The sequence below is a fragment of the Promicromonospora sp. NPDC019610 genome (assembly GCF_044389365.1).
Lineage (GTDB): Bacteria > Actinomycetota > Actinomycetes > Actinomycetales > Cellulomonadaceae > Promicromonospora.
In genome coordinates this window covers 2036015-2059194 of the sequence record NZ_JBIRXX010000001.1, presented here as the reverse complement: position 1 = coordinate 2059194, position 23180 = coordinate 2036015, and the positions used below count along the sequence as shown (strand labels likewise).

At 71.1% G+C, this 23180-nt stretch carries 22 protein-coding genes and 2 tRNA genes; 13 read left to right on the top strand and 11 right to left on the bottom strand.

The window, feature by feature from the left end:
• Window positions 1-43: 43 nt before the first annotated feature.
• The gene (locus tag ACH45N_RS09195; RefSeq protein WP_397393095.1) at window positions 44-1336 is read right to left on the bottom strand and encodes a glycosyltransferase; all 1293 of its coding nucleotides are present in this window, start codon (window positions 1334-1336) and stop codon (window positions 44-46) included.
• Window positions 1337-1476: 140 nt separating this feature from the next.
• Here ACH45N_RS09195 and ACH45N_RS09190 point away from each other — a divergent pair, with 140 nt between their 5' ends.
• On the top strand, window positions 1477-2109 hold the full coding sequence (locus tag ACH45N_RS09190; RefSeq protein ID WP_397393094.1) for a TetR/AcrR family transcriptional regulator: 633 nt from the start codon (window positions 1477-1479) through the stop codon (window positions 2107-2109).
• Between the two features lie 12 nt (window positions 2110-2121).
• Here ACH45N_RS09190 and ACH45N_RS09185 read toward each other — a convergent pair whose 3' ends face one another.
• From ACH45N_RS09185 to ACH45N_RS09165, 5 genes are all read right to left on the bottom strand, one after another.
• Window positions 2122-2913, bottom strand: coding sequence for an ABC transporter permease (locus tag ACH45N_RS09185; protein WP_397393093.1), 792 nt, complete (start codon window positions 2911-2913; stop codon window positions 2122-2124).
• Window positions 2910-3683 carry an ABC transporter ATP-binding protein gene (locus ACH45N_RS09180; protein ID WP_397393092.1) on the bottom strand — a complete coding sequence of 258 codons (774 nt, stop codon included), beginning with the start codon at window positions 3681-3683 and terminating at the stop codon, window positions 2910-2912. The genes ACH45N_RS09185 and ACH45N_RS09180 overlap by 4 nt, the downstream gene beginning before the upstream one ends.
• Complete coding sequence (locus ACH45N_RS09175) at window positions 3680-4246, bottom strand: TetR/AcrR family transcriptional regulator (protein WP_397393091.1); 567 nt, start codon at window positions 4244-4246, stop codon at window positions 3680-3682. Before ACH45N_RS09175 ends, ACH45N_RS09180 begins: the two co-directional genes overlap by 4 nt.
• Window positions 4247-4460: 214 nt before the next feature.
• Complete coding sequence (locus ACH45N_RS09170) at window positions 4461-6407, bottom strand: amino acid transporter (RefSeq protein ID WP_397393090.1); 1947 nt, start codon at window positions 6405-6407, stop codon at window positions 4461-4463.
• Between the two features lie 77 nt (window positions 6408-6484).
• A complete protein-coding gene (locus tag ACH45N_RS09165; RefSeq protein ID WP_397393839.1) occupies window positions 6485-7414 on the bottom strand; it encodes a DUF389 domain-containing protein in 930 nt (309 codons plus the stop codon).
• Window positions 7415-7587: 173 nt separating this feature from the next.
• On the opposite strand from ACH45N_RS09165, the gene ACH45N_RS09160 reads away from it, so the two are divergent.
• Window positions 7588-8988: a TrkH family potassium uptake protein gene (locus ACH45N_RS09160; RefSeq protein WP_397393089.1), complete on the top strand. Its 1401-nt coding sequence runs from the start codon at window positions 7588-7590 to the stop codon at window positions 8986-8988.
• 272 nt (window positions 8989-9260) lie between these two features.
• Here the strand turns inward: ACH45N_RS09160 and ACH45N_RS09155 are convergent.
• Window positions 9261-9334, bottom strand: a tRNA-Pro gene (locus tag ACH45N_RS09155).
• Window positions 9335-9523: 189 nt separating this feature from the next.
• Between ACH45N_RS09155 and ACH45N_RS09150 the strand changes: the two genes are divergently transcribed.
• Window positions 9524-10003 carry a hypothetical protein gene (locus tag ACH45N_RS09150; RefSeq protein ID WP_397393088.1) on the top strand — a complete coding sequence of 160 codons (480 nt, stop codon included), beginning with the start codon at window positions 9524-9526 and terminating at the stop codon, window positions 10001-10003.
• 450 nt (window positions 10004-10453) lie between these two features.
• On the opposite strand, the gene ACH45N_RS09145 is transcribed toward ACH45N_RS09150, so the two are convergent.
• Window positions 10454-11509: a LacI family DNA-binding transcriptional regulator gene (locus tag ACH45N_RS09145; RefSeq protein WP_397393087.1), complete on the bottom strand. Its 1056-nt coding sequence runs from the start codon at window positions 11507-11509 to the stop codon at window positions 10454-10456.
• A 205-nt stretch (window positions 11510-11714) separates the two neighbouring features.
• Between ACH45N_RS09145 and ACH45N_RS09140 the strand changes: the two genes are divergently transcribed.
• The 4 genes from ACH45N_RS09140 to ACH45N_RS09125 all read left to right on the top strand — a co-directional run bounded on the left by ACH45N_RS09140 (window position 11715) and on the right by ACH45N_RS09125 (window position 16861).
• A complete protein-coding gene (locus ACH45N_RS09140) occupies window positions 11715-13640 on the top strand; it encodes a glycoside hydrolase family 127 protein (RefSeq protein ID WP_397393086.1) in 1926 nt (641 codons plus the stop codon).
• Window positions 13641-13738: 98 nt separating this feature from the next.
• The gene (locus ACH45N_RS09135) at window positions 13739-15052 is read left to right on the top strand and encodes an extracellular solute-binding protein (RefSeq protein WP_397393085.1); all 1314 of its coding nucleotides are present in this window, start codon (window positions 13739-13741) and stop codon (window positions 15050-15052) included.
• Entirely contained in the window at window positions 15049-15936 is an 888-nt protein-coding gene (locus ACH45N_RS09130; RefSeq protein WP_397393084.1) for a carbohydrate ABC transporter permease, read from the top strand. Before ACH45N_RS09135 ends, ACH45N_RS09130 begins: the two co-directional genes overlap by 4 nt.
• 1 nt (window position 15937) lies before the next feature.
• Window positions 15938-16861 carry a carbohydrate ABC transporter permease gene (locus ACH45N_RS09125; protein WP_397393083.1) on the top strand — a complete coding sequence of 308 codons (924 nt, stop codon included), beginning with the start codon at window positions 15938-15940 and terminating at the stop codon, window positions 16859-16861.
• Here ACH45N_RS09125 and ACH45N_RS09120 read toward each other — a convergent pair.
• The gene (locus ACH45N_RS09120) at window positions 16851-17774 is read right to left on the bottom strand and encodes an EamA family transporter (RefSeq protein WP_397393082.1); all 924 of its coding nucleotides are present in this window, start codon (window positions 17772-17774) and stop codon (window positions 16851-16853) included. The two genes, ACH45N_RS09125 and ACH45N_RS09120, sit on opposite strands and share 11 nt — an antisense overlap.
• 70 nt (window positions 17775-17844) lie before the next feature.
• Between ACH45N_RS09120 and ACH45N_RS09115 the strand changes: the two genes are divergently transcribed.
• The 6 genes from ACH45N_RS09115 to ACH45N_RS09090 all read left to right on the top strand — a co-directional run bounded on the left by ACH45N_RS09115 (window position 17845) and on the right by ACH45N_RS09090 (window position 21431).
• On the top strand, window positions 17845-18765 hold the full coding sequence (locus ACH45N_RS09115) for a LysR family transcriptional regulator (RefSeq protein WP_397393081.1): 921 nt from the start codon (window positions 17845-17847) through the stop codon (window positions 18763-18765).
• A 12-nt stretch (window positions 18766-18777) separates the two neighbouring features.
• Window positions 18778-19146, top strand: a complete 369-nt coding sequence (locus ACH45N_RS09110) for a nuclear transport factor 2 family protein (protein ID WP_397393080.1) — start codon at window positions 18778-18780, stop codon at window positions 19144-19146.
• 148 nt (window positions 19147-19294) lie between these two features.
• Window positions 19295-19365, top strand: a tRNA-Gly gene (locus ACH45N_RS09105).
• A 191-nt stretch (window positions 19366-19556) separates the two neighbouring features.
• Window positions 19557-20075 carry a hypothetical protein gene (locus ACH45N_RS09100; protein ID WP_397393079.1) on the top strand — a complete coding sequence of 173 codons (519 nt, stop codon included), beginning with the start codon at window positions 19557-19559 and terminating at the stop codon, window positions 20073-20075.
• Between the two features lie 91 nt (window positions 20076-20166).
• On the top strand, window positions 20167-20949 hold the full coding sequence (locus ACH45N_RS09095) for a tyrosine-type recombinase/integrase (RefSeq protein WP_397393078.1): 783 nt from the start codon (window positions 20167-20169) through the stop codon (window positions 20947-20949).
• 62 nt (window positions 20950-21011) lie between these two features.
• A complete protein-coding gene (locus ACH45N_RS09090; protein ID WP_397393077.1) occupies window positions 21012-21431 on the top strand; it encodes a helix-turn-helix domain-containing protein in 420 nt (139 codons plus the stop codon).
• 769 nt (window positions 21432-22200) lie between these two features.
• Here ACH45N_RS09090 and ACH45N_RS09085 read toward each other — a convergent pair.
• Both ACH45N_RS09085 and ACH45N_RS09080 read right to left on the bottom strand, forming a co-directional pair.
• Window positions 22201-22455: a hypothetical protein gene (locus ACH45N_RS09085; RefSeq protein WP_397393076.1), complete on the bottom strand. Its 255-nt coding sequence runs from the start codon at window positions 22453-22455 to the stop codon at window positions 22201-22203.
• Window positions 22456-22488: 33 nt separating this feature from the next.
• A complete protein-coding gene (locus ACH45N_RS09080; protein WP_397393075.1) occupies window positions 22489-22995 on the bottom strand; it encodes a hypothetical protein in 507 nt (168 codons plus the stop codon).
• Window positions 22996-23180 lie beyond the last annotated feature (185 nt).

The window sequence follows — 23180 nt, the reverse complement described above, 5'->3', positions numbered from 1 at the left end:
GACCTCGGATACCACAACTAGCCGGCCGCAAGCCGCTCGACGGTCATTGGCCAGCCAGGACGACCTGTTCGGTGAGGGCGACCGCCCGGTCCAGACCTCGCTCCCCCGCGATGCGATCGCTGAGCGACGTGGCCGCCGCAACCGACGCCGGCGCGTCTGCCTGGGCGATCCGGGCGGCCAGTGCAGAGCCGCTGAGCCTGCGCTGCGTCAGCGGCATCGGCGCGACCCCACGGGCGTGGGCCACACGTCCCCAGAAGGGCTGGTCGGCGACGAACGGGCACACGACCTGCGGTCGCCCCGCGGCGAACGCCGTGCCGACCGTGCCCGCGCCACCGTGGTGGACGATCGCCGCCATACGCGGGAACAGCGCCTGGTAGTCGACGTCGGCCACGACCAGCAGCTCCATACCGTGCTCGACCGCCGCGGCCTTCGCAGTCCCGGCGTCGAGCCCGCCCCAGCCCGTGGCCATGACGAGCCGGTGGCCGGTCAGTGCGGCGGCCTGGACGACGGCGCGGGTGAGTGCCTGTGGGTCCAGTCCCGACATGGAGCCGAACCCGGCGAACAGTGGAGCCGGGCCGGCGGCAAGGAACTGCTCGACGTCGGCCGGAAGTCGGGACGCTGACGAGAGGAACCAGTATCCGGTCACCTCGGCCGTTCCGGGCCAGTCCTCGGGCCGAGGCAGGACCGCGGGACTGTAGGCGTGCAGGACCGGTGCCGGGCGGCCGTCGGGCCGCACCGTGGGGTCATGCCGGCCCGGCCTGGGCGACAGCCCCAGCGTGTCGCGGCGCCACCGGTCGATCACCCGGCCGAACATCGACGCGGGCAGCCGCATCCCGGCGAACGTGGCTCGGTTCAGCCAGCCGGGCAGCCCGAAGGACAGCGACTGGCCCGGCCACGGGTACTCACGGGTGGGGACGTACATGGGCAGGGGCAGCCCCAGGACCGCCGGGATCCCGAGCGCCTCGGCGACGTGCTGGCCTGACAAGATCTGCCCGTTGTGGATCACGACGTCCGCGCCTGATCCGGCGCCGCCGGACGCGACGTGCCATGAGTCGGACAGGACCTGGTCGAACATCGACGGCATCTCGCGGATCTGTCGCACGCGCGCGCGAAGCCCGCCCCCGAATGCCAGGCCGGCCTCCGCGGGCGAGTCGAGCTGTCTCATCGGGCCGTCGTCGACCCCGGCGAACGTCACGCCGTTGCCGGTGACGAGGTCGGCGAAGCGGTGCGGCGCGCAGAGCACCGCTTCGTGGCCGGCGGCGTCCAGTGCCTGTGCGAGCGCGACGAACGGCTGCACGTCTCCGCGGGTGCCGAGGGTCATGATCAGTGCCTTCATCGGGAGGCCTTTCGGGGTCGACGACATGAACGCCGACCAGGCTTCCCGGCACACCAGTAGAGACAGTAGACCTGCGAGCGTGGCCCGTCAAAACAAATCGCCGATTGTGTTTTCATAGTCGCAGGGAGAGAGGAGCAACAGTGCCACGGGGATTCACCACGCGGGAGCGCGACCGGATCAGGCAGTCGCTGCTGGACACGGGCCGCGACCTGTTCGTCAGGCAGGGGCTGCGCAAGACGGCGCTGGAGGAGCTCGTCGCTCCGGCCGGGGTCGCGAAGAGCAGCTTCTATCAGTTCTTCGACTCGAAGGAAGCGCTCTACCTCCAGCTCATGCTGGACGAGGCCGGTGAGGTCAGGACCCGGGTCATCGATCAGGCATTGTTGTCGACCGACGACACCCGCGAGGGGCTGCGCCGCTTCCTGCACGTGACGCTGAAGGTGCTGGAGACCAACCCGTTGTGGCGGCGGCTGGTGACCCACCCGGACGAGATGGCCGCGGTGGCGACACGCCTGGACCCGCGACGAACGGAGTCGCTGAGCGATCAGAACCCCGCGACAGCACTCACGGCCTACGTGGCCGAACGGCATCGGCGCGGAGAGCTGGTCGGAGACAGCCCCGAAGCCGTCATCGGTGTGTTGCAGTCGGTGCTGGTCGTTCCGTTCGGCGCCGCGCACATCGCGGCCGGGGACACCCGCGTCTACCGCGCGTCACTGGACCTGCTCGTCGACATCGTGGCGACGGGGCTGACCGCTCGCCCGGAACACCGGGTGTGAGCAGGCACCGCCTCAGACGTTGGTGAGCCGTCGCCAGGACTGCACAACGGCGGCGATCGCGAGCGGGCCGACTGCAGCGGCGAGGAGCAGCTGCGGCGGGCCGACCGCGGCAGCGGCGTCGGCCCCGCCCATGCCCGCCCACAACGACGGCGACGCGTAGGGGAACCAGGTGCCACCCCCGAGCAGCACCACGATCTGGGTCAGTGCGACGACGCCGACGAGTGCTCCGACAGTGCCGAGCTGGCTGCGGGTCACGGTCGCGACCCAGGCGAACGGCAGCGCCAGCCCACCGCCGAGGAGCCCGGCTGCCAAGGCGGTCCACATCCCGCTCCAGGCCCCGAACGACCCTCCCGAGGCAGCGGCGACCGCGGCCGAGGCGGCGACGGTCACGGCCACGGCAAGCAGGACGCAGCTCGCGATCCAGGCCAGGGCGACCAGGGACTTGGCCAGGGCGATCATGCCGCGCGGCACGGCCAGGCCGAACAGCGCCCCGGCGGTTCCGCTCTCCAGCTCGCGGCCGAACGACCACGCGACGTAGAACCCGCAAGCGGCCAGCGCGGCGACGGAGAGGACCTGGGCACAGACCAGCAGGTGGGTGGCGGTCAGGTCGCCCGTCGCATAGTCCGCGAGCTTGGCCGCCGCAGGCCCGACGGCCCGGGGCGACCGCGCCAGCGCCACCATGCCCACGCTGCCCAACGGCACAAGTACCACGACCAGCGCCGTCGCCAGCCGTGCGACGACGGAGCGGCGCAGCTTCAGTGACTCGACGGCCAGCGCGGCTCGGAGCGCGGCGCCTGCGGTCATGTTCTCCTCCTCGTCCCGGTCGCACGAGCATCCCCTGCCAGGTTGTTCGCCGCCCGGGTGTCGGCGTCCAGCACCACCGCGAAGAACCGCTGCTCAAGGTCCGTCCCGCCCGGCTCCAGCCGCCCGACGTCGCGCCCGCCGTGCAGCACCACGATCTCCTCGGCGATGCGGGCGACCTCGTCGAGGTGATGACTGGAGACGAGCACCGCCGCGCCGCCGCCGGCCAGGTCACGCACCAGCTCACGGACCAGGATCACGCCCTGCGGGTCGAGGGCACTGGTCGGCTCGTCGAGCACGAGCGCCACTGGTCGGTGGAGAGTCGCGCAGGCGATCCCGAGACGCTGCCGGTTGCCCATGGACAGCGCACGAGCCCGGACGCCCCGCCACGGGTCGAGACCCAGGCGATCCACGGAGGCACTCGCTTCCCGCGCGGCCGTTCGTCCTGTCAGCCCATGCAGCAGGGCGGCGCAGCGGAGATTTTCGACGACGGTCAGCTCCGGGTAGACCAGTGGTGTGTCGACGAGCTGACCGAACCGCATCGCCACCTGGGTGGGCAGGCCAGCAGGTTCGTGTCCGAGGACGCGGACCGCACCCTGTGTGGGGCGCAGGCGCCCGGCGAGCGCGCGCAGCGCCGTCGTCTTGCCGGCTCCGTTCAAGCCGATCAGGGCGGTGACCCGGCCCGACTGGACGGCGAGGGTGAAGTGATCGAGGGCGACCCGCTCGCCGAAGGCGTGCGAGACGTCGTCGAGCAGCAGGGCGGGCACGGTCACGGGGTCGCTCCTGCGGGGGCGAGCTGCGCCAGGGCGCGCCGGACGAGGTCGGCGAGCGTGACGTCGTCGTGCGCCGAGCCCCAGGTCAACAGGGCCGCCGTGATGGCAGCGAGGCAGGCGGAGGCGGCGACGGCGGCGTCGAGAGGGTCGACACCGTCACCCACCAGGCGTTGCACGATCGCTTCACCTGTCGCGTCCGTGCCGACGGCCGTCGCTGCGCGCAGCGACGGGGACTGGGCGACGAGAGCCACCCGGCGCCTTGCCGTCGCATCCTCGGTCGGCGTGATGTCGCCGAGCGCGGCGAGCAGGCCGAGACGGGTGCGCTCCAGGGCCGGCAGGTCCGCGGGCTGGGCCGCCACCGCTTCAGCGATGAGAGGGTCATACGGGTCGGTGACCAGCACGGCATCCTTGGTCGGGAAGTGCCGGAAGAACGTCATGGACGTGACGCCCGCGGCGTCGGCAATCTGGTTCACCGTCGTGGCGTCGTAACCCTGACGCTCGAACAGGTCGAGCGCCGCGTCGAGGATGCGGGCCCTGGTACGGAGCGTGCGGGGGGTAGCCACACTCAAATGTTAGTCACTAACATTCGAGGCGCGCAAAAGGCCCGCCAGACCGGCCATGCATCGTCCGGTCGGTTCGCCGTCATACCGATGACCCCGAGGCGACCAGGCCGGCGCGTGGACGACCGTCTTGCACGGACGGCCGTTCGGCACGGCCTCGTAGCGCTTCCCGAGGTCGCAGCACTCCAGGGATCCGTTCACCGGCGGCCCTCTCCGGTCAGCCCACGTGCACGTGGGGCCGTAGCGCCCGGTCGGGCTGAGCACGGCGCAAGATCTCACGGGTCACGGGTGCGACCTCGCCGGAGCCGAACAGCAGGAAGCGCAGGAGGTTCGAGACGGGACTGCCCTCGGTCCACTCGAAGTACACGTGCGGACGGGCACCAGTCCGTTCCTGCACGGTCAGGAGCAGCGCAGCAATGGCGTTGGGGACCGACGGAGAACGCAGCGTGATGACATGGAACCGGCCCTCACGGACCTCGCCGCGTCCCTCGACCACGGACTCGAAGTCGGACGGGTCGGTCACTGTGACCTCGACGAAGATCACGTCGTCCCCGCCGGTGAGGTCGTTGTCCTCGGCAATCTGCTCGATCTTCGCCACGTACTCGGCGCTGTCGCGGCCCTCCGGCTCGTTGGCGATGATGCGCACCTCACGGCGGGACCGGTCCCGCAGGAACGACTCGGCGCGGTGGTCCAGCACCACGTCGGTCGTGCGCAGCTCGAGGGCGCGCCTCACGCGCGAGGCCAGGGAGACGGCCACGATGCCCAGGATGAAGCAGGCGCCGATCTTCACGCCGTCGGGCCGCTCGAACACGTTGGCGACCGTCGTGTACAGGAAGACGAGTGTGATGACGGCGAAGCCCCACGTGCGGCGGCGCTGGCCCGCACGACGGGCCGCGAGGGTCACGGCCACGCACGCCGAGGTGAACAGCACCAGCACGCCGGTGGCGTACGCCCCGCCCTGGGCGTTGACATCGGCGTCGAAGATCCAGGTGATGAAGAACGCGATCGCGATGATGACCACGACCAGCGGGCGCACCGCCGCGGCCCACTCGGGCGCCATGCCGTACCGCGGCAGGTAGCGCGGGATGATGTTGAGCAGTCCTGCCATCGCCGAGGCCCCGGCGAACCACAGGATCGCGATGGTCGACAGGTCGTAGACCGTGCCGAAACCATCCCCCAGGTACTGGTGCGCGAGGTACGCCAGGGCACGCCCGGACGCCGCACCGCCGTCGGTGAACTCCTCGGCGGGAATGAGCCAGGTGGTGACCAGGCTGCTGGTGAGCAGGAAGCAGCTCATCGTGATCGCCGCGGCAGTGAGGAGCTTCTTCGTGTTGCGGATCCGGCCCGTGGGCCGCTCCTCGGTGTCCTGCGGGCTGCCCTTGACGTGCGTCATCACGGCAACGCCCGTCTCGAACCCGGACATGCCCAGGGCCAGCTTGGGGAACACGAGCAGCGCGAGCGCGACGATCATGACGGGGTTGCCGTGTTGCGCCGTCAGGGCCGTGACCCAGTCGGTGACCACCTGTGGCTCGGTGAAGACGTGCGCGAACGACACCGCGACGACCACGACGTTCAGGGCCAGGTAGGTCGCGACGATCACGACCGCGACGCCGATCGCCTCGGTGAACCCGCGCAGGAACACGGCACCGAGCGCGGCGACCAGGCCGAGCGTGATCCACAGTTCCCCGCCCGCCATGAAGCTCTCGACGTGCGGGTTCTCCACGACGTGCGCCGCTGCGTCGGCCGCCGACAAGGTGATCGTGATGACGAAGTCGGTGGCGGCGAACCCCAGCAGCACCAGGACGAAGAGCTTGCCGCTCCAGAAGGTGAGCAGGCGTTCGAGCATGGCGATCGATCCCTGACCGTGCGGGCTCTCGGCGGCCACGCGCCGGTAGACCGGGAGTGCGCCCAGGAGGGTGAGCGCGATCAGGACGAGCGTCGCGATCGGCGACAGCACCCCGGCGGCAAGCGCCGCGATACCCGGTTGATAGCCCAGCGTCGAGAAGTAGTCGACACCGGTCAGACACAGGACCTTCCACCAGGCGTGGGTCCTGGCGGGCTCCCGCACGTCCGCGTGCGGCCCCAGGTGCTCCGCACGCGTGGAGCTGTCCGCGAAGAACCAGGTGCGGAACCGGGTCGCTGGACGCGGTGGAGCGGTGGTCATCCGGAAAGTAAAGCAGCGGGCCCGACGCCGCGAGGCGACGTTAACGGAACGCTAGCGCTGGGTCGCGACCCAGCCGGTCAGGTCCGCCAGACGCGCACGCGCCACCAGCTCCGCTGGATCACGAGGCAGACAACGGCGCCGGCCACGATCATGGCCACGTTGATGGCGAACTGCGCCAGCGAGCCGGTGGCCTCCTCGGCGACGCCGTAGGCCAGGGCGACCGCCGCGTTGCCCACCGCCGGGACGGTGGTCACCGAGATCAGCACGCCCACGAGCACGCCGGACCGCCCCGTGGTCAGCGAGATCATGCCGGCCGCCCCGGCCAGGGCACCGACTATCCAGCTCAGGGCGTCGGGCGCCCAGATGAACGACGTCTGCGGCCGGTCGGCCAGGAGTGTGGCCTGGTCGGCCAGCCCCCACGCCTGGAGCAGGAGCGCCATGAGGACCGACGCCGCGAAGCCGGCGCCGAACCCGGCGGCGAGCGTCGCCACCGCGCGCCCGGCGACGCGCCAGCGACGCCCGACGAGCGCCACCGAGATCGCGGCGAGCGGGCCGAAGTCGGGGCCGACCACCATCGCCCCGACGACCAGGATCGGCTGGTCGAACAGGACACCGATCATCCCGATCGTCGTGGCCAGGGCCATGAGCGCCAGATAGCCCAGCGAGATCCGCGACTCGGCCTCGGTGCGGTCCACCACCTCGTGCCACACGAGCGCGTCCTCCGACAAGCCCGGAGCTGCGGCCTCCGCGCGCGTGGCACGGTGCGAGAGCGACGTGTCCACCGCCTCCACCGCAAGGGAGCCCTCACGGTCCAGGCCCATGCCGGTCAGCCGGTCGAGGACGGGGCTGAGCCCCTCGCGCGCGACGTCCGCCATGACGACGTCGCCGGGCGGATCGACCGCGCAGCCCGCGAGCACCACCACGTTCGTGGCGGCGGGGTCGGCACGGAGGAGGTCCACGACGTCGGCAGTGGTGTCGGACGGGCTGACCACCCGCAAGTGCTGCATCACGCCGGTCACCGTACCGGGGAAGGACATCCACGGAGCACAGACAACTCTCGACGCGTCCGGGGACAGGCCCGGCGGTCAGGTGAGGGCCGGCCGACGTTGACGGAACCCTAGCGCTCCGCCGCGGTTTCCTGACGGATCACTAGCGGCCGGGTGCTGCACAATCGGTCACCATGCGATTCACCTCCGGACCAGCAGGGCGGACGCCGGGGGCACGTCGATCGGCGGCGGCCGGGCTTCGTCGCCGCCCCGCCCAGCTTGTCGTCACCGGGTTCATCGGGGCCATCGCCGCGGGCACGGCCCTGCTGCTCCTGCCGGTGTCCTCGACCGGTCGTCTCCCCTCGCTCGTCGAAGCCCTGTTCACCGCGACGTCCGCGGCCTGCGTCACCGGCCTTGCCGTGGTCGACACCGGCACGTTCTGGAGCCCGTTCGGGCAAGTGGTCATCGTGGCCCTGATCCAGATCGGCGGCTTCGGCGTGATGACCGTGGCCGCGCTGCTCGGCCTGCTGGTCTCCCGGCGGCTGGGGATACAGACCCGGATGGTGGCCGCGGAGTCGACCCGCAGCGTGCACCTGGGCGACGTGCGCGCCGTCATGCTCGGTGCGGTACGGGTCACCCTGGTCGCGGAGCTGACGGTCGCGCTGCTGCTCGCCGCCCGCCTGGCGATCGCCTATGACGAACCCGTGGGCCGAGCACTGTGGCTCGGCGTGTTCCACGCGGTGTCCGCGTTCAACAACGCCGGCTTCGCGCTGTACCCCGACAACCTCGTCCAGTTCGTCGCCGACCCCTGGATCTGCCTGCCCCTGTGTCTGGCCGTGATCGTCGGCGGCCTCGGCTTCCCGGTCTGGGTCGAGGTCTGGCAGCACCGGCGCGAACGGTGGCTCGGGCTGACGAACCCGCACCGCTGGAGCCTGCACTTCAAGGTCACGACCCTGGCCACCGCGGTCCTCCTGGGCGGCGGCACGCTGTTCTTCCTGCTCGCCGAACGGACCTACACCCTGGCGGGCATGGACGCGGGCACGCAGGTGCTGGCCTCGTTCACGCAGTCCGCGATGGCGCGCACCGCCGGGTTCAACTCTCTCGACACCTCAGCGATGAACAACGGGACCTGGCTGGGCACGGACGTGCTGATGTTCATCGGCGGCGGGTCGGCGGGAACGGCCGGCGGCATCAAGGTGGGCACGTTCGCGATCCTCGCGTTCATCATCTGGTCCGAGCTGCGCGGGGACCCGGACTCCAGCGTGTTCGACAGGCGCGTCGCCGTGGCCACCCAGCGTCAGGCCCTGGCCGTGGCCCTCCTCAGCGTCGCCGCCGTCGTGCTGGCGACGCTGACCATCACGCTGTCCACGCGGCAGTTCACGCTGGACCAGATCCTGTTCGAGACGACCTCCGCGTTCTCGACGACCGGCCTGTCGACCGGGATCACGGCGGACCTCGAGCCGTGGCACCAGGTCCTGCTCGTGCTGCTGATGTTCCTGGGCCGGCTGGGCCCCGTCACCCTCGGCACCACCATCGCGCTGCGTGCCCGCCAGCGGCTCTACCGCCGCCCGGAGAGCACGATGGTCATCGGCTGAGGCGCGGGGAGGTCACGGCTCGCGACCCTGCGCTGCTCATGAGTCGGGTGGACCTGGTGCGAGACCGCTGTCACGAGAAAGTAGCCGACGGTCCCGGAGCCGTGGGCACCGGCACGGCGACGGACTCGTCAACGGGCAGGAATCGGAGGCGACCGTCACGCTCTGCGAACCAGGTCGCAGGACGGGTCTCCCGGACACGGGATTCTGTCGGGGAGTTCAAGTCTCGGGTCGGTTCTGGCCTGGCGAACCAGAGGCTCACCAGGACAGATGTGTCGGGGTGACAGGATTTGAACCTGCGACCCTCTGCTCCCAAAGCAGATGCGCTACCAAGCTGCGCTACACCCCGTGGGTCCGCGTCGGCCCGAAGTCTCCGGGCCGGACCGGGAGACTCCCGGCAGGACGCCCCGAGTGTATCCGATCGGCACCTCCGGCGGCCGGGTGTTTCGGGCCGCGAGCAGCGAAGTAATCCATTGAACTTCCCTCGGCACCCCTGCCATGGTCGATACGACACCACTCGTATCGGGAGGGACCGAGCATGCTCCGGCAGCGGACGACGGCGCTCACCCTCCCGCGGGTGCTCGGGCTCGCGCTCCTGATCGCGGCGGTGCTCACGGTCGGCCTCGGGGCCTGCGCCGGGAACGGCGCCGTCCTGCCGCCGCAGGACACGCCGCGCTCGATCGTCGTCGAGAGCTTCCCCGCCGAGCCCGCCGAGGAGTCGCCGCCGGGGCCGCCCGTCGAGGGGATGACCAACGCGATCGTCGACGCGACGGTCCGGCCGGCGCGTCTCACCGTGACGATGTGGGGCACTCCGGGCTGCATGCCGTACCCCGTCGCGGTCGTCTGGTACGACCCCTGGACAGTGCACGTCACGACCGCCCCGAGCGACGAGACCCGGTGCACGGCCGAGCACCTGGCGGTGAGCCAGGTCGTCGTCCTGCCGGTGGACCACCCCGCCGACGAGGTGCGGACCGTGCGGGTCGACGACGCCTCGGTGGCCTTCGCGTTCCGGCAGTAGCCGCGCCCGCCGGCCCGGCCGGGCCGGGCCATCTACCCCGCGTGCAGCGGCGGGCGCCCCTCGGTTCGCCGAGCAGCGGGGCCGACCCCGCCGTCGGGCCGCTCCTGGCCGCACCGGGTGAGGTGGACGACTGCGTCATGGCGATGGCTCTGCTGAGGCTCGGCATCCCGGACCGTCCCGGGGTCCGGGCGAAATTTAGAGCGCGGGAACTCTGTCGACAAGGTCGCCGCACGTCGTCGAGCCGCAGCCCAGCCAGTTCAGCCCTGGGGCACCTCCCCTTTGAGGCCCGGGTTACTTGTCTTTGCGGATCTTGAAAAGTGAGAAACCCGGGCCTCAAAGGAAAGGGGACCACGACGGGAGTGCGCAGCCCCGTGACGACGACGGCGGCGCGCAGCCGGGGGCGACGACGACGGCGCGCAGCCGACCGCGCACCGGCCGCCGCCGTCGCCCTTACCCGTCCCCCAGCGTCGACGCCCGCGCCACCAGCCGGGGCGCCAGCCGCTCCACGCCGCGCGCCGGCTCGCCCTCGATCGCCGCGATGAGCAGCTCCGCCGCGCGCTGGCCGAGCCGTTCGAGCTGCATGTCCACGGTGGTCAGCGGCGGGCGGCTGGCCAGCGACATGACCTCCCAGTCGTCGTACCCGGTCACGGCGACGTCGTCGGGCACGCGGATCCCGAGCTCCCGCAGCCGGTCGCACCCGCCGCGCGCGATCTGGTCGGACGCGAACACGATCGCGTCCACGGGCAGCTCGGCACCTGACCCACCACGGCCCGACCCACCCGCATCCGCCGACCGGCCCGCACCGCCCAGGACCAGGTCCACGGCGCGCCGTCCCCACTGCTCCGACCAGTCGCCGTACAGCGGCGAGCCGACCAGCTCCAGGCCCCGCGCCGCGAGTTCAGCGGCCAACGTCTCGTACCGCACCAGCGACGCCGCCTGCTCGGCGCGCCCGCCCACGTAGGCGATCCGACGGCGGCCGAGCCCGGCCAGGTGCTCGACGAGCAGCCGCATGCCGAACGCGTCGTCGGGCACCACGGAGGCGTCCTCGGCGTCGGACGACGGCGCGAACGCGTAGACCACCGGCATCGGCACCCGGATGGGCTCGCGGGGCTCGGTGGTGCGGCCGGTCACGATGATCCCGTCGACCCGCCGGGCCACGAGCGCGCGCACGTGGTGCTGCTCGCGCACCGGGTCGTGGCGCGCCGTCGCCAGCAGTGCCGAGAGCTCCCCGCCGACCAGCGCGTTCTCCGCGCCGAGCACCACCGGCAGCGAGAACCGGCCCGCGGAGTCGGTGCTCAGCAGGCCCACGGTGAAGCTGCGCCGGGCCGAGAGGGAGCGCGCGGTCGCGTCGGGCACGAAGCCGAGCCGCTCGGCCGCCTCCCGCACGCGCGCCCGCGTGCTCTCCCGCAGCGAGCCGGTGTCGTTGAGCGCCTTGGACACCGTGCTCGGCGAGACGCCCGCGAGCGCCGCGACGTCCGTGATCCGTACGACCGCTCCCCGGTCCATCCGCACCGCCCCTTCTCGATCTGGTTTCCTTCCGCGGTTTCCGCCACACCAGCGGTGCGGACGCGGAACGCAGCGCCATCGTACCTCCCCTCCCAGATCAGAGCCCAGTTTGAAGTGAGTTGTGTCCAGACCTTTGACGCCGCCAACGCGGTTCCCTACGATCAGGAAATCGGATTCCTAATTTCCGTCCCGGAGGAGAGCATCGATGACGACCCCGACGCCCAGCCGTACGACGAGCGGACCGGCCGCCCCCACGAGCGATGCCCGGGTGCTGCTGCGGCCCCTCGCTCCCGGACACGTCACCGTGGACGGCGGGCTGTGGCGCCGCACCGCCGACGTCAACCGGGCCGCCGCCATCCCCGGCGGGCTCGAGCAGCTCGGCAAGGCCGGCAACCTGCGCAACCTGGAGATCGCCGCGGGCGTGGCGGACGGCGAGGCGATCGGCCCGATCTTCGCCGACTCCGACGTGCACAAGTGGCTGGAGGCCGCCGCCTGGGAGTACGCCCGTGAGCCCGACGAGCAGCTCCTGGCCGACCAGCTCCGCGTCACGAGCCTGCTCGCCGCGGCCCAGGCCGACGACGGCTACCTCGACTCCGTGCCGGCCCTGCGGAACGTGCCGCGCTACAGCGACCTGCCGTGGAGCCACGAGCTGTACTGCGCGGGGCACCTGTTCCAGGCCGCCGTCGCGCAGGTACGCGGCACGGGCCACACCGAGCTGCTCGACGTCGCGGTCAAGCTCGCCGACCACCTCGTCGCCACGTTCGGCGACGGTCCGGACCAGCTCCGCGAGGTGGACGGCCACCCCGTGATCGAGATGGCCCTGGTCGAGCTCTACCGCGAGACCGGCACGCGCGCCTACCTGGACCTGGCGAGCTGGTTCGTCGAGGCCCGCGGCACCGGCATCATCGAGGGGCACGGCAAGCAGCCCACCTACTTCTCCGACCGGGTCAAGGTGCGCGAGGCCACGACGGTGGAGGGTCACGCCGTCCGCGCCGTCTACCTGGGCGCCGGCGCGGCCGACGTCGCCATCGAGACCGGCGACGCCGAGCTGCTCGCCGCTCTCGACACCCAGTACCGCGCCATGGAGCGCGGCAAGCAGTACCTGACCGGCGGCCTCGGGGCGCGCTGGGAGGGCGAGGCGTTCGGCGACCCCTACGAGCTGCCGACCGACCGCGGGTACGCCGAGACCTGCGCCGCGATCGGCGGCGTGCAGTGGGCGTGGCGCATGCTGCTCGCGACGGGTGAGGCCCGCTATGCCGACCAGATCGAGCGCATGCTGCTCAACGGCTTCCTCGCGGGTGTCTCCCTGAGCGGCACCGAGTACTTCTACGTGAACCCGCTCCAGCTCCGCGGCGACGCGCACGCCGACGAGGACCGCAGCCCCGCGCACGGCCGCCGCGGCTGGTTCGACTGCGCCTGCTGCCCGCCCAACATCATGCGCACCGTCTCCAGCTTCTCCGGCTACGTGGCCACGGCCGACGGGCCGGGCCTCCAGCTCCACCAGTACGCGCCGGGCACCGTCACCGCCCCGCTCGACGGCGGCACGCTGCGCCTGCGTGTCGAGACCGCCTACCCGGACGAGGGCAGCATCGCGCTGCACGTCGAGGAGGCGCCCGACGGCGAGGTGTCCCTCGCCCTGCGCGTCCCCGCCTGGGCCGACGGCGCCACGCTCGACGGCGCACCCGTGGCCGCCGGCACCTACGCCCGCGTGACCCGCCGCCTCGCCGCGGGCGACACCGTCCTGCTCGACCTGCCGATGACGCCGCGCCTGACCACCGCCGACCCCCGGGTCGACGCCGTGCGCGGCAGCGTCGCCATCGAGCGCGGGCCCCTGGTCTACGCCCTGGAGCAGCCCGACCAGGAGGCCGGCGCCGTGGTCGACGACCTGCGGATCGACGTCTCCGGTGCGCTGTCCGACGAGTTCCGCCCGGAGCTCCTGGGCGGCATGACGGTGGTCCGCGCCAGCGGCGCCGTCGTCCCCGGACCCGACGCCGGGGCGACGACGCCGTACGGGCCGGCGACGACGCCGCCGGCCGCCCCGGTACGGGACGTGACCCTGACCGCCATCCCCTACTACGCGTGGGCCAACCGCGGCCCGCAGCCGATGCGGGTCTGGATCCCGACCCGCTGACCCCACTGCCCCGAGGGGCCGGGCCCGCCCGGCCCCTCGGGGCAGCACCACCCCCAGTACGTCTCACCCTGCGTAACGATGCGTAAGGAAGGAGAGCGATGGAGCTCACCAGACGCCAGCTGCTCACCCTCGCCGGCTCGGCGACGGTCGCCGCCGCGCTGGCCGGCTGCGGCGGCACGCTGCGGCCGCCGGACGTCGAGGCCGCGGGCTTCGGCGAGAACGCCACGGGCACGCTCAACCTGTGGTGCCGGTCCGACACCGTCAACGGCACCCAGGCCGTCGTCGACGCGTTCCACCAGGCCCAGAACCGGATCCGCGTGCAGGTCACGCCCATCCAGAACGGGCAGTACGTGACCAAGCTCGCCACCGCGATCCGCGGCGGCCGGGTGCCCGACGTCATCGACATCGACGACATCTACTCGACCCTGTTCGCCTACCGCGGCGCCTTCACGGACCTGACCCCGCTCATCGAGGACCTCGGCATCGGCGACGCGCTGAGCCCCGGGCACCTCGCCCTGAGCACCAAGGACGGGCGGCACTACGGCCTCCCGTTCATCGGCGACTTCTCGGTGCTGTTCTGCAACACCGAGCTGTTCGAGCGCGCGGGCCTGTCCGTGGAGGAGCACACGCGGGACTTCGACGGCATCCTGGAGGCGGCCCGCGCGATCACCGCGCTCGACGACGACCTCTACGGCTGGTCGTTCCCCGGCAACGCGTCGGGCGCGCTCGGCTTCACCGTGCAGCCGCACATCTGGGCGACCGACCGCGACCTCATCGCGGGCGACGTCGGCGACCAGCGCGGCGACGTCGCCGGCAACGACGCGCTGCGCCGCACGCTGGAGCTCGAACGGACGCTGTGGGCGGAGCAGCTCGTGCCGCCGGGCAGCTTCTCCGACGACGCCTCCCGCTGGTCGGCCGACTACGTCGCCGGCCGCCTCGGGATGTTCCCCGCGGGGTTCGGTGTGGTGGTGCCCAACGCCGACCAGGCGCTGCTGGACCGCACCCAGGTGGTGCTGCTGCCCGGGCCGGACGGCGGCCGCGCCTTCTTCGACGGCGGCGACAACCTCTGCATGCTCAACGGCGCGAAGAACCCCTCGGCGGCGTGGGAGTTCATGAAGTTCGCCGTGGCCGTGGAACAGCAGACCCGGATGCCGGAGGGGTTCTACTCCCCCGTGCGGTCCGACGTCGTGACACCGGAGTTCGCGCGGGAGAACCCGTTCGTGCTGCCGCCCCTGGAGTCCCTCGACCGGGGCTACGCCCCCACCACGCTCGCCTACAACCTGATCTACAACCAGCAGGACGGGCCATGGTTGCGCATGTTCCGCTCTGCCGTCTTCGACGGGGAGGTCGATGCCGCCATGCAGGAGGCCCAGACCACGTATGACCGCATCCTGCGGCAGGCGCAGGCATGAGCGCGCGCAGGTACGGGACCCTCACGCACCCGAGCCGCACCGGGCTCGCGCTCGTCACGCCGGCGGTCGCGCTGGTGGTGGTGTTCGTGTTCGTGCCGCTGGTCGTGGCGGTCTACATCTCGCTGACCAACTTCCCGCTCATCGGGCCCTACCGGTTCATCGGGCTCGACAACTACGCATCCGTGCTCACGGACCCGACGTTCTGGAGCGCGCTGGGCTACACGCTGCTCTACACGGCGATCGTCACGCTGCCCATCCTGCTGCTCGGGTACGGGCTGGCGGTGCTGGTGCGGTCCAACCGGCGGGGCGCCACGCTGCTGCGCACCATCTTCTTCGTCCCGTTCGTCATCGGGCTGACGACGCTCAGCTTCCTCATGCTGCTGGAGGCGCAGCCCAACAGCGGCCTGGTCAACGTGGTGCTCAAGGGGCTCGGGATCACCGACGGGACCACGGCGTGGCTCGTGAACGGGCCGCTGGCCACCGGGCTGCTGTGCGTCATGGTGATCTGGGGCGTGTCCGGGCTGACGATGGTGCTGCTCATGTCCGGCATGCAGGGCATCCCGCGCGAGGTGTACGAGTCGGCGGAGATCGACGGCGCCTCGTGGTGGCAGCGGGAGCTGCAGATCACGGTGCCGATGCTGCGGCGGACCATCGCGATGACCGTGATCCTGTCGGTCATCGGCTCGTTCCTCGCGTTCACGCAGTTCTACATCCTGACCCAGGGCGGGCCGGGATCCGAGACCACGACGATCGTCATGGCCATCTACCGCCGCGCATTCGTCCAGCTCCAGCTCGGGGCGGCGACCGCGATGTCGCTCGTGCTCGTGGTCATCACCGGTCTGGTCACCGCGGCCCAGTTCTGGCTGCTGCGGGAGAGGAGCTGACATGGCTACCGTCACTTCTGCCGCGCCCGCGGGCGCACGTGCTGCGCGCCGTCCTGCTGGCTCCGTGCCTGCCGCGCGCCCGTCCGGGCCCGAGCGGGACACCCGGGCCAAGCGGACGCTCTACGTGGTGGGCGGCACGCTGGCCGCGCTGGTCTTCCTGGTGCCGCTCGTGGTCGCGTTCGTGCGGGCCGGGCAGCCGGGCGACGTGATCGTCGCCGCCCCCGACGACCGGTTCTTCGACCTGTCCTGGGTCAACTTCCAGGCCGTGATCGACCAGCCAGAGGTCTGGCGCGGCATCCTCAACTCGGCGATCGTGTCCGTGTCGACGGCGGTGCTCACCGCGGTGCTGGCCACGCTCGCCGGGTACGGCTTCGCACGGTTCCCGTTCCGGGGCCGGACGGTGCTGTTCGGGCTGGTGCTGGTCACCCTGATGATCCCGTTCCAGGCGATCCTCACCCCGCTCTACCTGCAGATGAACGTCATGGGGCTCACGGACAGCCTGCTCGGGCTCGTGCTGTTCTACACGACGGTGAACCTGCCGTTCGGCATCTTCGTCATGCGCAACACGTTCGCGGCCGTGCCGGCGGAGCTGGAGGACTCCGCGCACGTGGACGGGGCGGGGACCGTGCGGATTCTGGTGTCGGTGCTGCGGCCCCTCGTGGTGCCGGGGACGGCGACCGCAGCGCTGTACGCGTTCCTCGCGTCGTGGACGGAGTTCCTCGGGGCGCTGACTTTCCTGACCGACTCCAGCCTGTACACGCTGCCCGTCTCGCTGGTGAACCTGCAGCAGGGGGCGTACGGGCAGGTCAACTTCGGGCTGCTCGCGGCCGGGTCGGTCATCGCGATGATCCCGTGCGTGATCCTGTACGTGGCGCTGCAGCGGTATTACGTGGCAGGGCTGGCGTCGGGGTCGGTCAAGGGGTGAGGACGGCGGCGCGGTGCTCATCAGGTCGGGGCACCGCGCCGCGGGCCTGCCGCACGTTCTTGCGCCGCGCGCCCCAGAGCACGCCGGCGATCACGAGCGCCGCGCCCACCGCCGTCCACAGGCCGATCTGCTCGCCGAGCAGCACCGCCGACGCGCTCAGGCCCACCACGGGCACCAGCATGGAGAACGGCGCGACGACGCCCGCGGGGTGCCGGGCCATGAGCCAGGTCCAGATGCCGGAGCCGGCCAGCGTGCCGATCAGCACGGTGTAGGCGAGCCCCAGGAGTGCGGGGACCAGTGCCGGCCCGGGGACGAAGGACTGCGCGATGGCGTCGGGCCCCTCGATGACCAGCGACAGCGCCAGCATGGGTATCGGCGGCACCACCGACATCCACAGCGTCAGGTGCAGCGGGTTGGGCGCCTTGGCCCGCGCGCTGGACACGTTGCCGATGGCCCAGCCGAACCCGCCGGCCAGCACCAGCAGGAACGGCGCGAACGCCGCGGCCTGCGCCTGGGACCAACCCACGACGGCGAGCCCGAGCGTCGCGCCCGAGAGCCCCACGACCTGCCGGGCGGACACCCGGTCGCGGAACACGACCGCGCCGAGCAGCACCGTGAACGGCGCCGACGACTGCAGCACGAGCGACGCGAGGCCCGTCGGCATGCCGACCGCCATGCCCCAGTAGAGGAAGAGGAACTGCAGGGTGCCGAACCCGATGCCGTAGCCCAGCAGCCACCGCACCGGCACCTTCGGGCGCGGCACCAGCAGGAGGGTGGGGATCGCGATGACCGCGAACCGCAGCGCCGCGAGCAGGAACGGCGGGAACTGCCCCAGCGACGCGTGGATCGCGATGAAGTTGAGTCCCCACATGACCGCGACGGACACGGCGAGCAGGCGGTGGGAGATCGGCATGGCCCGAGCCTCGCGCTCGCGGCCCTGAAGGACAAGCGAAATGTTCTACGCGTCCTTGTAGGCTGGCTACATGAATGACCTCTCTCGCGTCGACCCGCGTCACCTCGACCTGCTGCGCGAGCTCGCCGACCGAGGGACCGTCACGGCCGTGGCCAGGGCGACCCACCGGACGCCGTCGGCGGTGTCGCAGCAGCTGCGCACCGCGCAGCGCGAGCTGCGCGGCGTCCCGCTCGTCGAGCCGCACGGCCGCGGCCTGCGCCTCACGGAGGCGGGCCGCCTGCTGGCCGACGGCGGTCGTGAGCTTTCCCGGACCGTCGCCCAGGTGCAGGCGCGGTGGGACGAGTTCGTGGGCTCGCCGTCGGGCACCGTGCGGGTGGCGACGCTGCCGAGCGCGGCGACGGTGCTGCTGCCGGGGGTGCTGGAGCGGCTCGCTTCGACGGACGTCTCGCTCGAGTGCAGCGACATGGACATCGCGGAGTCGGAGTACTCGGGGATGGTCGCGGACCACGACATCGTCATCGGGCACAGCTTCGCCGGGCCTGTGCCTGCCGGAGCCGAGCATCTGGTGACGGCGGCGCTGCTGCGCGAGCCGCTGGACATCGCGCTGCGTGCCGGCCACCCGCTCGCCGCGAAGTCGCGGGTGACGGCGCGGGACCTGGTCGAGTACGAGTGGTACGGCGTCCCGCTCGGGTACCCGTTCGACGGGCTGCGCATCGCCGTCGAGACGGCGGCGGGGCGGCCCGTGCGCGTGGCGCAGCGGCTGCGGGACAACCGGCTCATCGAGGCGCTGGTCGCGGCGAGCGACCGGGTGGGTGTGCTGCCGCGGTACTCGACGGCGCCTGGGGCTGGGCTGGTGCTGCGGCCGGTGCACGGGATGGACGCGGCGCGATGGATCGTGGCGATCCTGCGGCCGGACCATGCGGAACGGCTCGCGGTGCGGACGGTGTTGGAGGCGTTCCGGGCGGTGGGGTCGGAGGTCGGTGACGTGTGACATCCTGCGGGGATGTCGGCACGAGAGGTGATGGAGCGGCTCGCTGAGGTCATCGACGGGCACCGGTGGGACGACCTGCCGGGGCTGCTCGATCCTTCATTTACCTGCCGCTACGTGCATACCGGGGAGACGTTCGACGCCGACGCCTGGGTGCGGCTCAACGCGGAGTACCCGGGTTTCCAGAACTTCCGGCTCGAGGACTGCGTGGCCGAGGGCGATCGGGCTGCCGGGCGGGCGCACGTGACCGGGGTGGCCGACGGTGTGGTGCAGCACTTCGAGGTGGCGACGTTCATCACGGTGCGCGACGGGGTGATCGTGGAGATGACGGAGGTGTGGGCCGACGTCGACCAGGTGGCGCCGGAGGGGACGCGGCCTTCTTGAGGTGCGTGGCTTCCTCAGCTTCCCTGCGGTGGGCCGGCTTCGTGGCCGCGGCTCGCTGTCCGACGGCGGGACGCCCCGCGGACGAAGCCGCTGACAGGGCGCGAGGTTTGCTAAGGTAACGCCCGCACCGTACTTCGAGCGCGGGCTTGCGGGCGTAGCTCAATGGTAGAGCCTTAGTCTTCCAAACTAATTACGCGGGTTCGATTCCCGTCGCCCGCTCAGAGTGCGGAAGCCCAGGTCAGAGAGTGTTTCTGACCTGGGCTTCGTGCATTCTGGAGGGCTGGAAGCGGCGCCGAGTGGCCCTAAATGGCCCTAAGTCCTCTGGGACGGGGCCAGGAGCCGGAGTCACAATGTCCGCTTCACCCGATCCGCGGAGCGCTCCCTCTGGGGAGGTTCGCACACCTCGAAGCATGACCAAGCGTCCTCGTCGCAGCGTCCGTCGCGCCTACGGCAACATCCGGCAGCGCGGCCCGAACCGCTGGCAGGCCAGGTACACCGGACCCGACGGTGTGCGCCGTCCCATCGGAACGTTCGAGTCCGAGAAGGCAGCGAACGCAGCCCTGGCCCGCGTGCTCAGCGACGTCTACCAGGGCACCTACCGCGAACCCGCGACCGGCGACGTGCCGGTGCGCGAGTATGCGCGACGCTGGCTCGCCACGCGCGACCTCAAGCCCTCGACCCACGATGGCTACGAGCGACTGCTGCGGCGCTGGATCTTGACGCCGCTGCCGAGCCCGGGCAGTGCGCGACAGCTCGACCTGGGCTCGCTCCCCCTGCGGTCGCTGTCACACCATGGTGAGCGAGTGGTACGCGGCGCTACTGGTGGCGACGGCGGACTCCGCTGCGGCGTGGCTGGCACGCGGCGGCGGGCCGAGCGACGCCGCGCATGTGCGGGCGTGGGCGCGTTCGATTGGTCTGCCGGTCGGTGACTCCGGACGGATGCCGTCGGCGGTGTGGCAAGCGTGGCGGTCTGCTGGAGAGCCGCGTGCCGCGTCGGTCGAGTCGCGGCATGCCGGGACGGTGACCGGTCGCACCCAGGCTGCGCACGCCTACGCGTTGCTTCGGACCATCTGCGGGGACGCCGTCCGCGACCGGCTCATCGAGGCGAACCCGTGCAGCATCCGTGGCGCGGGCCAGACCCGACCGGCGGAACGCGTGGTCCCCGGCGACTCCGTGGTCGACGCGATCGCGGCGGCCTTCGACGGGCCGTCGGAGCGGTACCGCGCGGCCGTGATCGTCGCGGCGCACTCCGGGCTGCGTGCGGGCGAGCTGTTCGCGCTCGAACGCCAGCACGTCGAGCGGACGCCACAGGGCGGCGTGCGGCTCAACGTGCGGCAGACGCTCGTGGACGTGCCGGGCAAGCCGGTCGCGTTCGGCCCTCCCAAGTCCGACGCCGGACGCCGCAAGGTCCACCTCCCGCCCGAAGCAGCCCGAGCTCTCCTGGCGCATCTGGACCGCTACACCGGGCCCGGCCCGCGGGCTCTGGTGTTCGCGACGGCCGCCGGGCGGCCGGTACGTGGTGGGAACCGGTCGTCGATGTTCTCTCGGGCCAAGAGGCGTGCCGGGGCGCCTCTTGAGCTGCGCTGGCACGACCTGCGGCACCTGGCGGCGACCCGCGCCGCCGAAGCAGGGGCGACGCTGGCCGAGCTGCAACGGCGCATCGGGCACTCGACGGTCGCCGCCGCCATGGTCTACCAGCACGCCACCGACGACGGCGACGAACGGCTCGCGGCACGGATGGCCGAGATCCAGGCGGCGAGGCGGGCGTCCAATGTCGTGGAGTTCCCCGGGCTGAGCGGGTGAGGCTGCCTGCCGCTGCCCGGCTCTTTCTGTGGGGCCGGGCAGCGGCGGGTGCTTGGAGGTTCGTGCACACCTACCTGTCGATGACCGCGATCGGACAGGAGACAGAGATGGATACAGAGGGTGTGCTGCCGTTTACTGTTGACGATCCCCTGCTCACATCGGCCGAGGCCGCCGAGGTGCTGGGAGTATCTCGCTGGTGGTTGGGCGAGCTGGTGCGCCGTGGGCGCGTCGGGCCGTGCGCGCGGGTCGGTGGCCGGCTGCGGGTGCGGCGGTCGGTGCTGGACCGCTACCGGGCCGAACAGGCGGGCGACCCTGAGGACCCGTACCTGACGTACGAGGACATCGGTGCGTATCTCGGCGTCTCGTCGTGGACTGCCGGCGAGCTGGTGCGGCGTGGGCTGCTACCCGGAACTCGGGTCGGCCGACGGGTCGTGGTGCGACGGTCTGCGGTAGAGGTCTACATCGAGGCCTGCACGGGGTAGATCCAGCACTGGCGCCAGGGCGTTCGCCCAGGTCGTACGGTCCCGCCAAATTGGCGGGACCGTACTTGTCCCGTTTGTTTCTCGGGATCGGTCGAGGGCGTGGCGTGGATCCTTCCACAACTCGCATCGGCCGGCGGTCGTCCTGGTGTGGTAGCCGATGATCGGCGCCTACATCGACACCTGGCCCAGTAATCCCGATGGCTCCTCGAGCGCCTGCCCAGGTCATATGGTCCTGCCAATTTGGCAGAACCATTGTTGTCCGGTTTGTTCTCCAGAACCGGAACGGGCCGTTGGCGCGTCAGTGGTTCGGTAGAACCCCAGGTCACGCGGTGGTGCCGAATTGGCACCACCGCAGCTGTCCGGATTAGCCCTGAGGCCGGCGGCAGCCCCTCTGACTCCGCGGCGGGCCGGAGCGAACCCGCAGGTCGCTCGGTGGTGGCAATTAGCCTCCACCGAGCATGTCCGGATTAGCCCGCTGCGAACGTCCGCTGGATCCCGCATCCGTCACTGTGCAGTTGAGATGGACTGCTCGACGACCCGGTTCGATCAGTCCCCGACCTCGCAGACGGTGCCATCGTGCTGAGCACGAAGAACACATGCCCAGGTTGCCTCTCAATGATGGCAAGTGAGCGCGCGTTCTGCGCACACCACCCTGCCGCACACCCGCAGGTGTGCGCCGTGATTGCGCAGGTCAGGATGCGCACACCAACTCATCGCGACCATCGAAGTTAGTTGGTTACAACTCAGCGCTCCCGAAACGCGAACGCGCTCATGTGTTGTGCTCGTCGATCCATTCGCGGACGGTACGGTCGTTGAGCAGCCAGCGTAAGAGTTCCTCACAGGCTGCCGATTCCGATGCGAAGACCGTCTCTGCGTTCCGGTTGCCTCGTTCGCTGTAGTAAATGTGCCAGCCGTCACGCTCCCGGATTAGGCAGTAGCTCTCGTTCTCGTCGCGCCCGATGCTGTACGCGAGTTCTGGCACCTGCCTGCGCTGCAAGTCCGCCCGCAGCTCGTTAATCGTCACCCGCCATCCTTTCGGCATCCATCGTGAGCGAACCTACTCAGCGGCGGCGGCCGCAAGACGAGCACGCAGATCCTCGCGGTCTGCAGGCAAGTCATGGGCACGGAGCCATGTAGCGAGCCGTTCGGGTTCCGCAAGCTTGGCTCGGCCCGGCCAGCGGTGGCACTCGATAGACCCCGGCAGGTCGACCCGGACGACCTCGATCAGCGTGCCCTCGGCGTCGAAGAACTCAATGGCAAGGTCACCAGTGCACATGCACAAGAGGTCAGTGACCTCGTTGACCGCCAGCGCGCTGACAAGCGCCGCTAGGTCTGCCATGCCCGTGGTGTTGATGACCGGCCCGCGCCGGAGAACTGCCACGCGCTTGAAAGTCTCATCTGCAAGTACGTCCTGGTCGGGATCGACGGCGAAGATGAGGCTGCCGCCTATGCCGACCTCAGCCCGGGCTGCTCTTGCCAGCCCGCGGTCGAGTGCGCTGGGGTCCAGCGTGGGCGCGCCGCGGAAGCGCAGTTCGGGACGCGGCTTCCGTGTCTTTCTTCCCATGGGGACGAACCTACCGGCCGAGCACATCAGCCCCTGGCGATACCAGGGACATTCATCGTTGATCGGATCGGTGATACCTCTGTTGTGGGCCTGTCCGAACATTGGTAGGTACGGGGCCGGACCAGCGTCGGCCAGGCCCTGTACTCTCCGGCTCAGCGCCGGTGCTCGGACCGAAGGATTGTACA

Bases quoted from the DNA above. Each gene is read 5' to 3' on its own strand.
- ACH45N_RS09100 (WP_397393079.1), top strand. From the start codon at position 19,557: ATGACCAAGCGTCCTCGTCGCAGCGTCCGTCGCGCCTACGGCAACATC.
- ACH45N_RS09125 (WP_397393083.1), top strand. From the start codon at position 15,938: ATGGCTACCGTCACTTCTGCCGCGCCCGCGGGCGCACGTGCTGCGCGC.
- ACH45N_RS09185 (WP_397393093.1), bottom strand. From the start codon at position 2,913: ATGACCGCAGGCGCCGCGCTCCGAGCCGCGCTGGCCGTCGAGTCACTG.
- ACH45N_RS09130 (WP_397393084.1), top strand. From the start codon at position 15,049: ATGAGCGCGCGCAGGTACGGGACCCTCACGCACCCGAGCCGCACCGGG.
- ACH45N_RS09120 (WP_397393082.1), bottom strand. From the start codon at position 17,774: ATGCCGATCTCCCACCGCCTGCTCGCCGTGTCCGTCGCGGTCATGTGG.
- ACH45N_RS09135 (WP_397393085.1), top strand. From the start codon at position 13,739: ATGGAGCTCACCAGACGCCAGCTGCTCACCCTCGCCGGCTCGGCGACG.
- ACH45N_RS09170 (WP_397393090.1), bottom strand. From the start codon at position 6,407: ATGACCACCGCTCCACCGCGTCCAGCGACCCGGTTCCGCACCTGGTTC.
- ACH45N_RS09160 (WP_397393089.1), top strand. From the start codon at position 7,588: ATGCGATTCACCTCCGGACCAGCAGGGCGGACGCCGGGGGCACGTCGA.
- ACH45N_RS09195 (WP_397393095.1), bottom strand. From the start codon at position 1,336: ATGAAGGCACTGATCATGACCCTCGGCACCCGCGGAGACGTGCAGCCG.
- ACH45N_RS09080 (WP_397393075.1), bottom strand. From the start codon at position 22,995: ATGGGAAGAAAGACACGGAAGCCGCGTCCCGAACTGCGCTTCCGCGGC.
- ACH45N_RS09145 (WP_397393087.1), bottom strand. From the start codon at position 11,509: ATGGACCGGGGAGCGGTCGTACGGATCACGGACGTCGCGGCGCTCGCG.
- ACH45N_RS09150 (WP_397393088.1), top strand. From the start codon at position 9,524: ATGCTCCGGCAGCGGACGACGGCGCTCACCCTCCCGCGGGTGCTCGGG.
- ACH45N_RS09140 (WP_397393086.1), top strand. From the start codon at position 11,715: ATGACGACCCCGACGCCCAGCCGTACGACGAGCGGACCGGCCGCCCCC.
- ACH45N_RS09115 (WP_397393081.1), top strand. From the start codon at position 17,845: ATGAATGACCTCTCTCGCGTCGACCCGCGTCACCTCGACCTGCTGCGC.
- ACH45N_RS09110 (WP_397393080.1), top strand. From the start codon at position 18,778: ATGTCGGCACGAGAGGTGATGGAGCGGCTCGCTGAGGTCATCGACGGG.
- ACH45N_RS09165 (WP_397393839.1), bottom strand. From the start codon at position 7,414: ATGCAGCACTTGCGGGTGGTCAGCCCGTCCGACACCACTGCCGACGTC.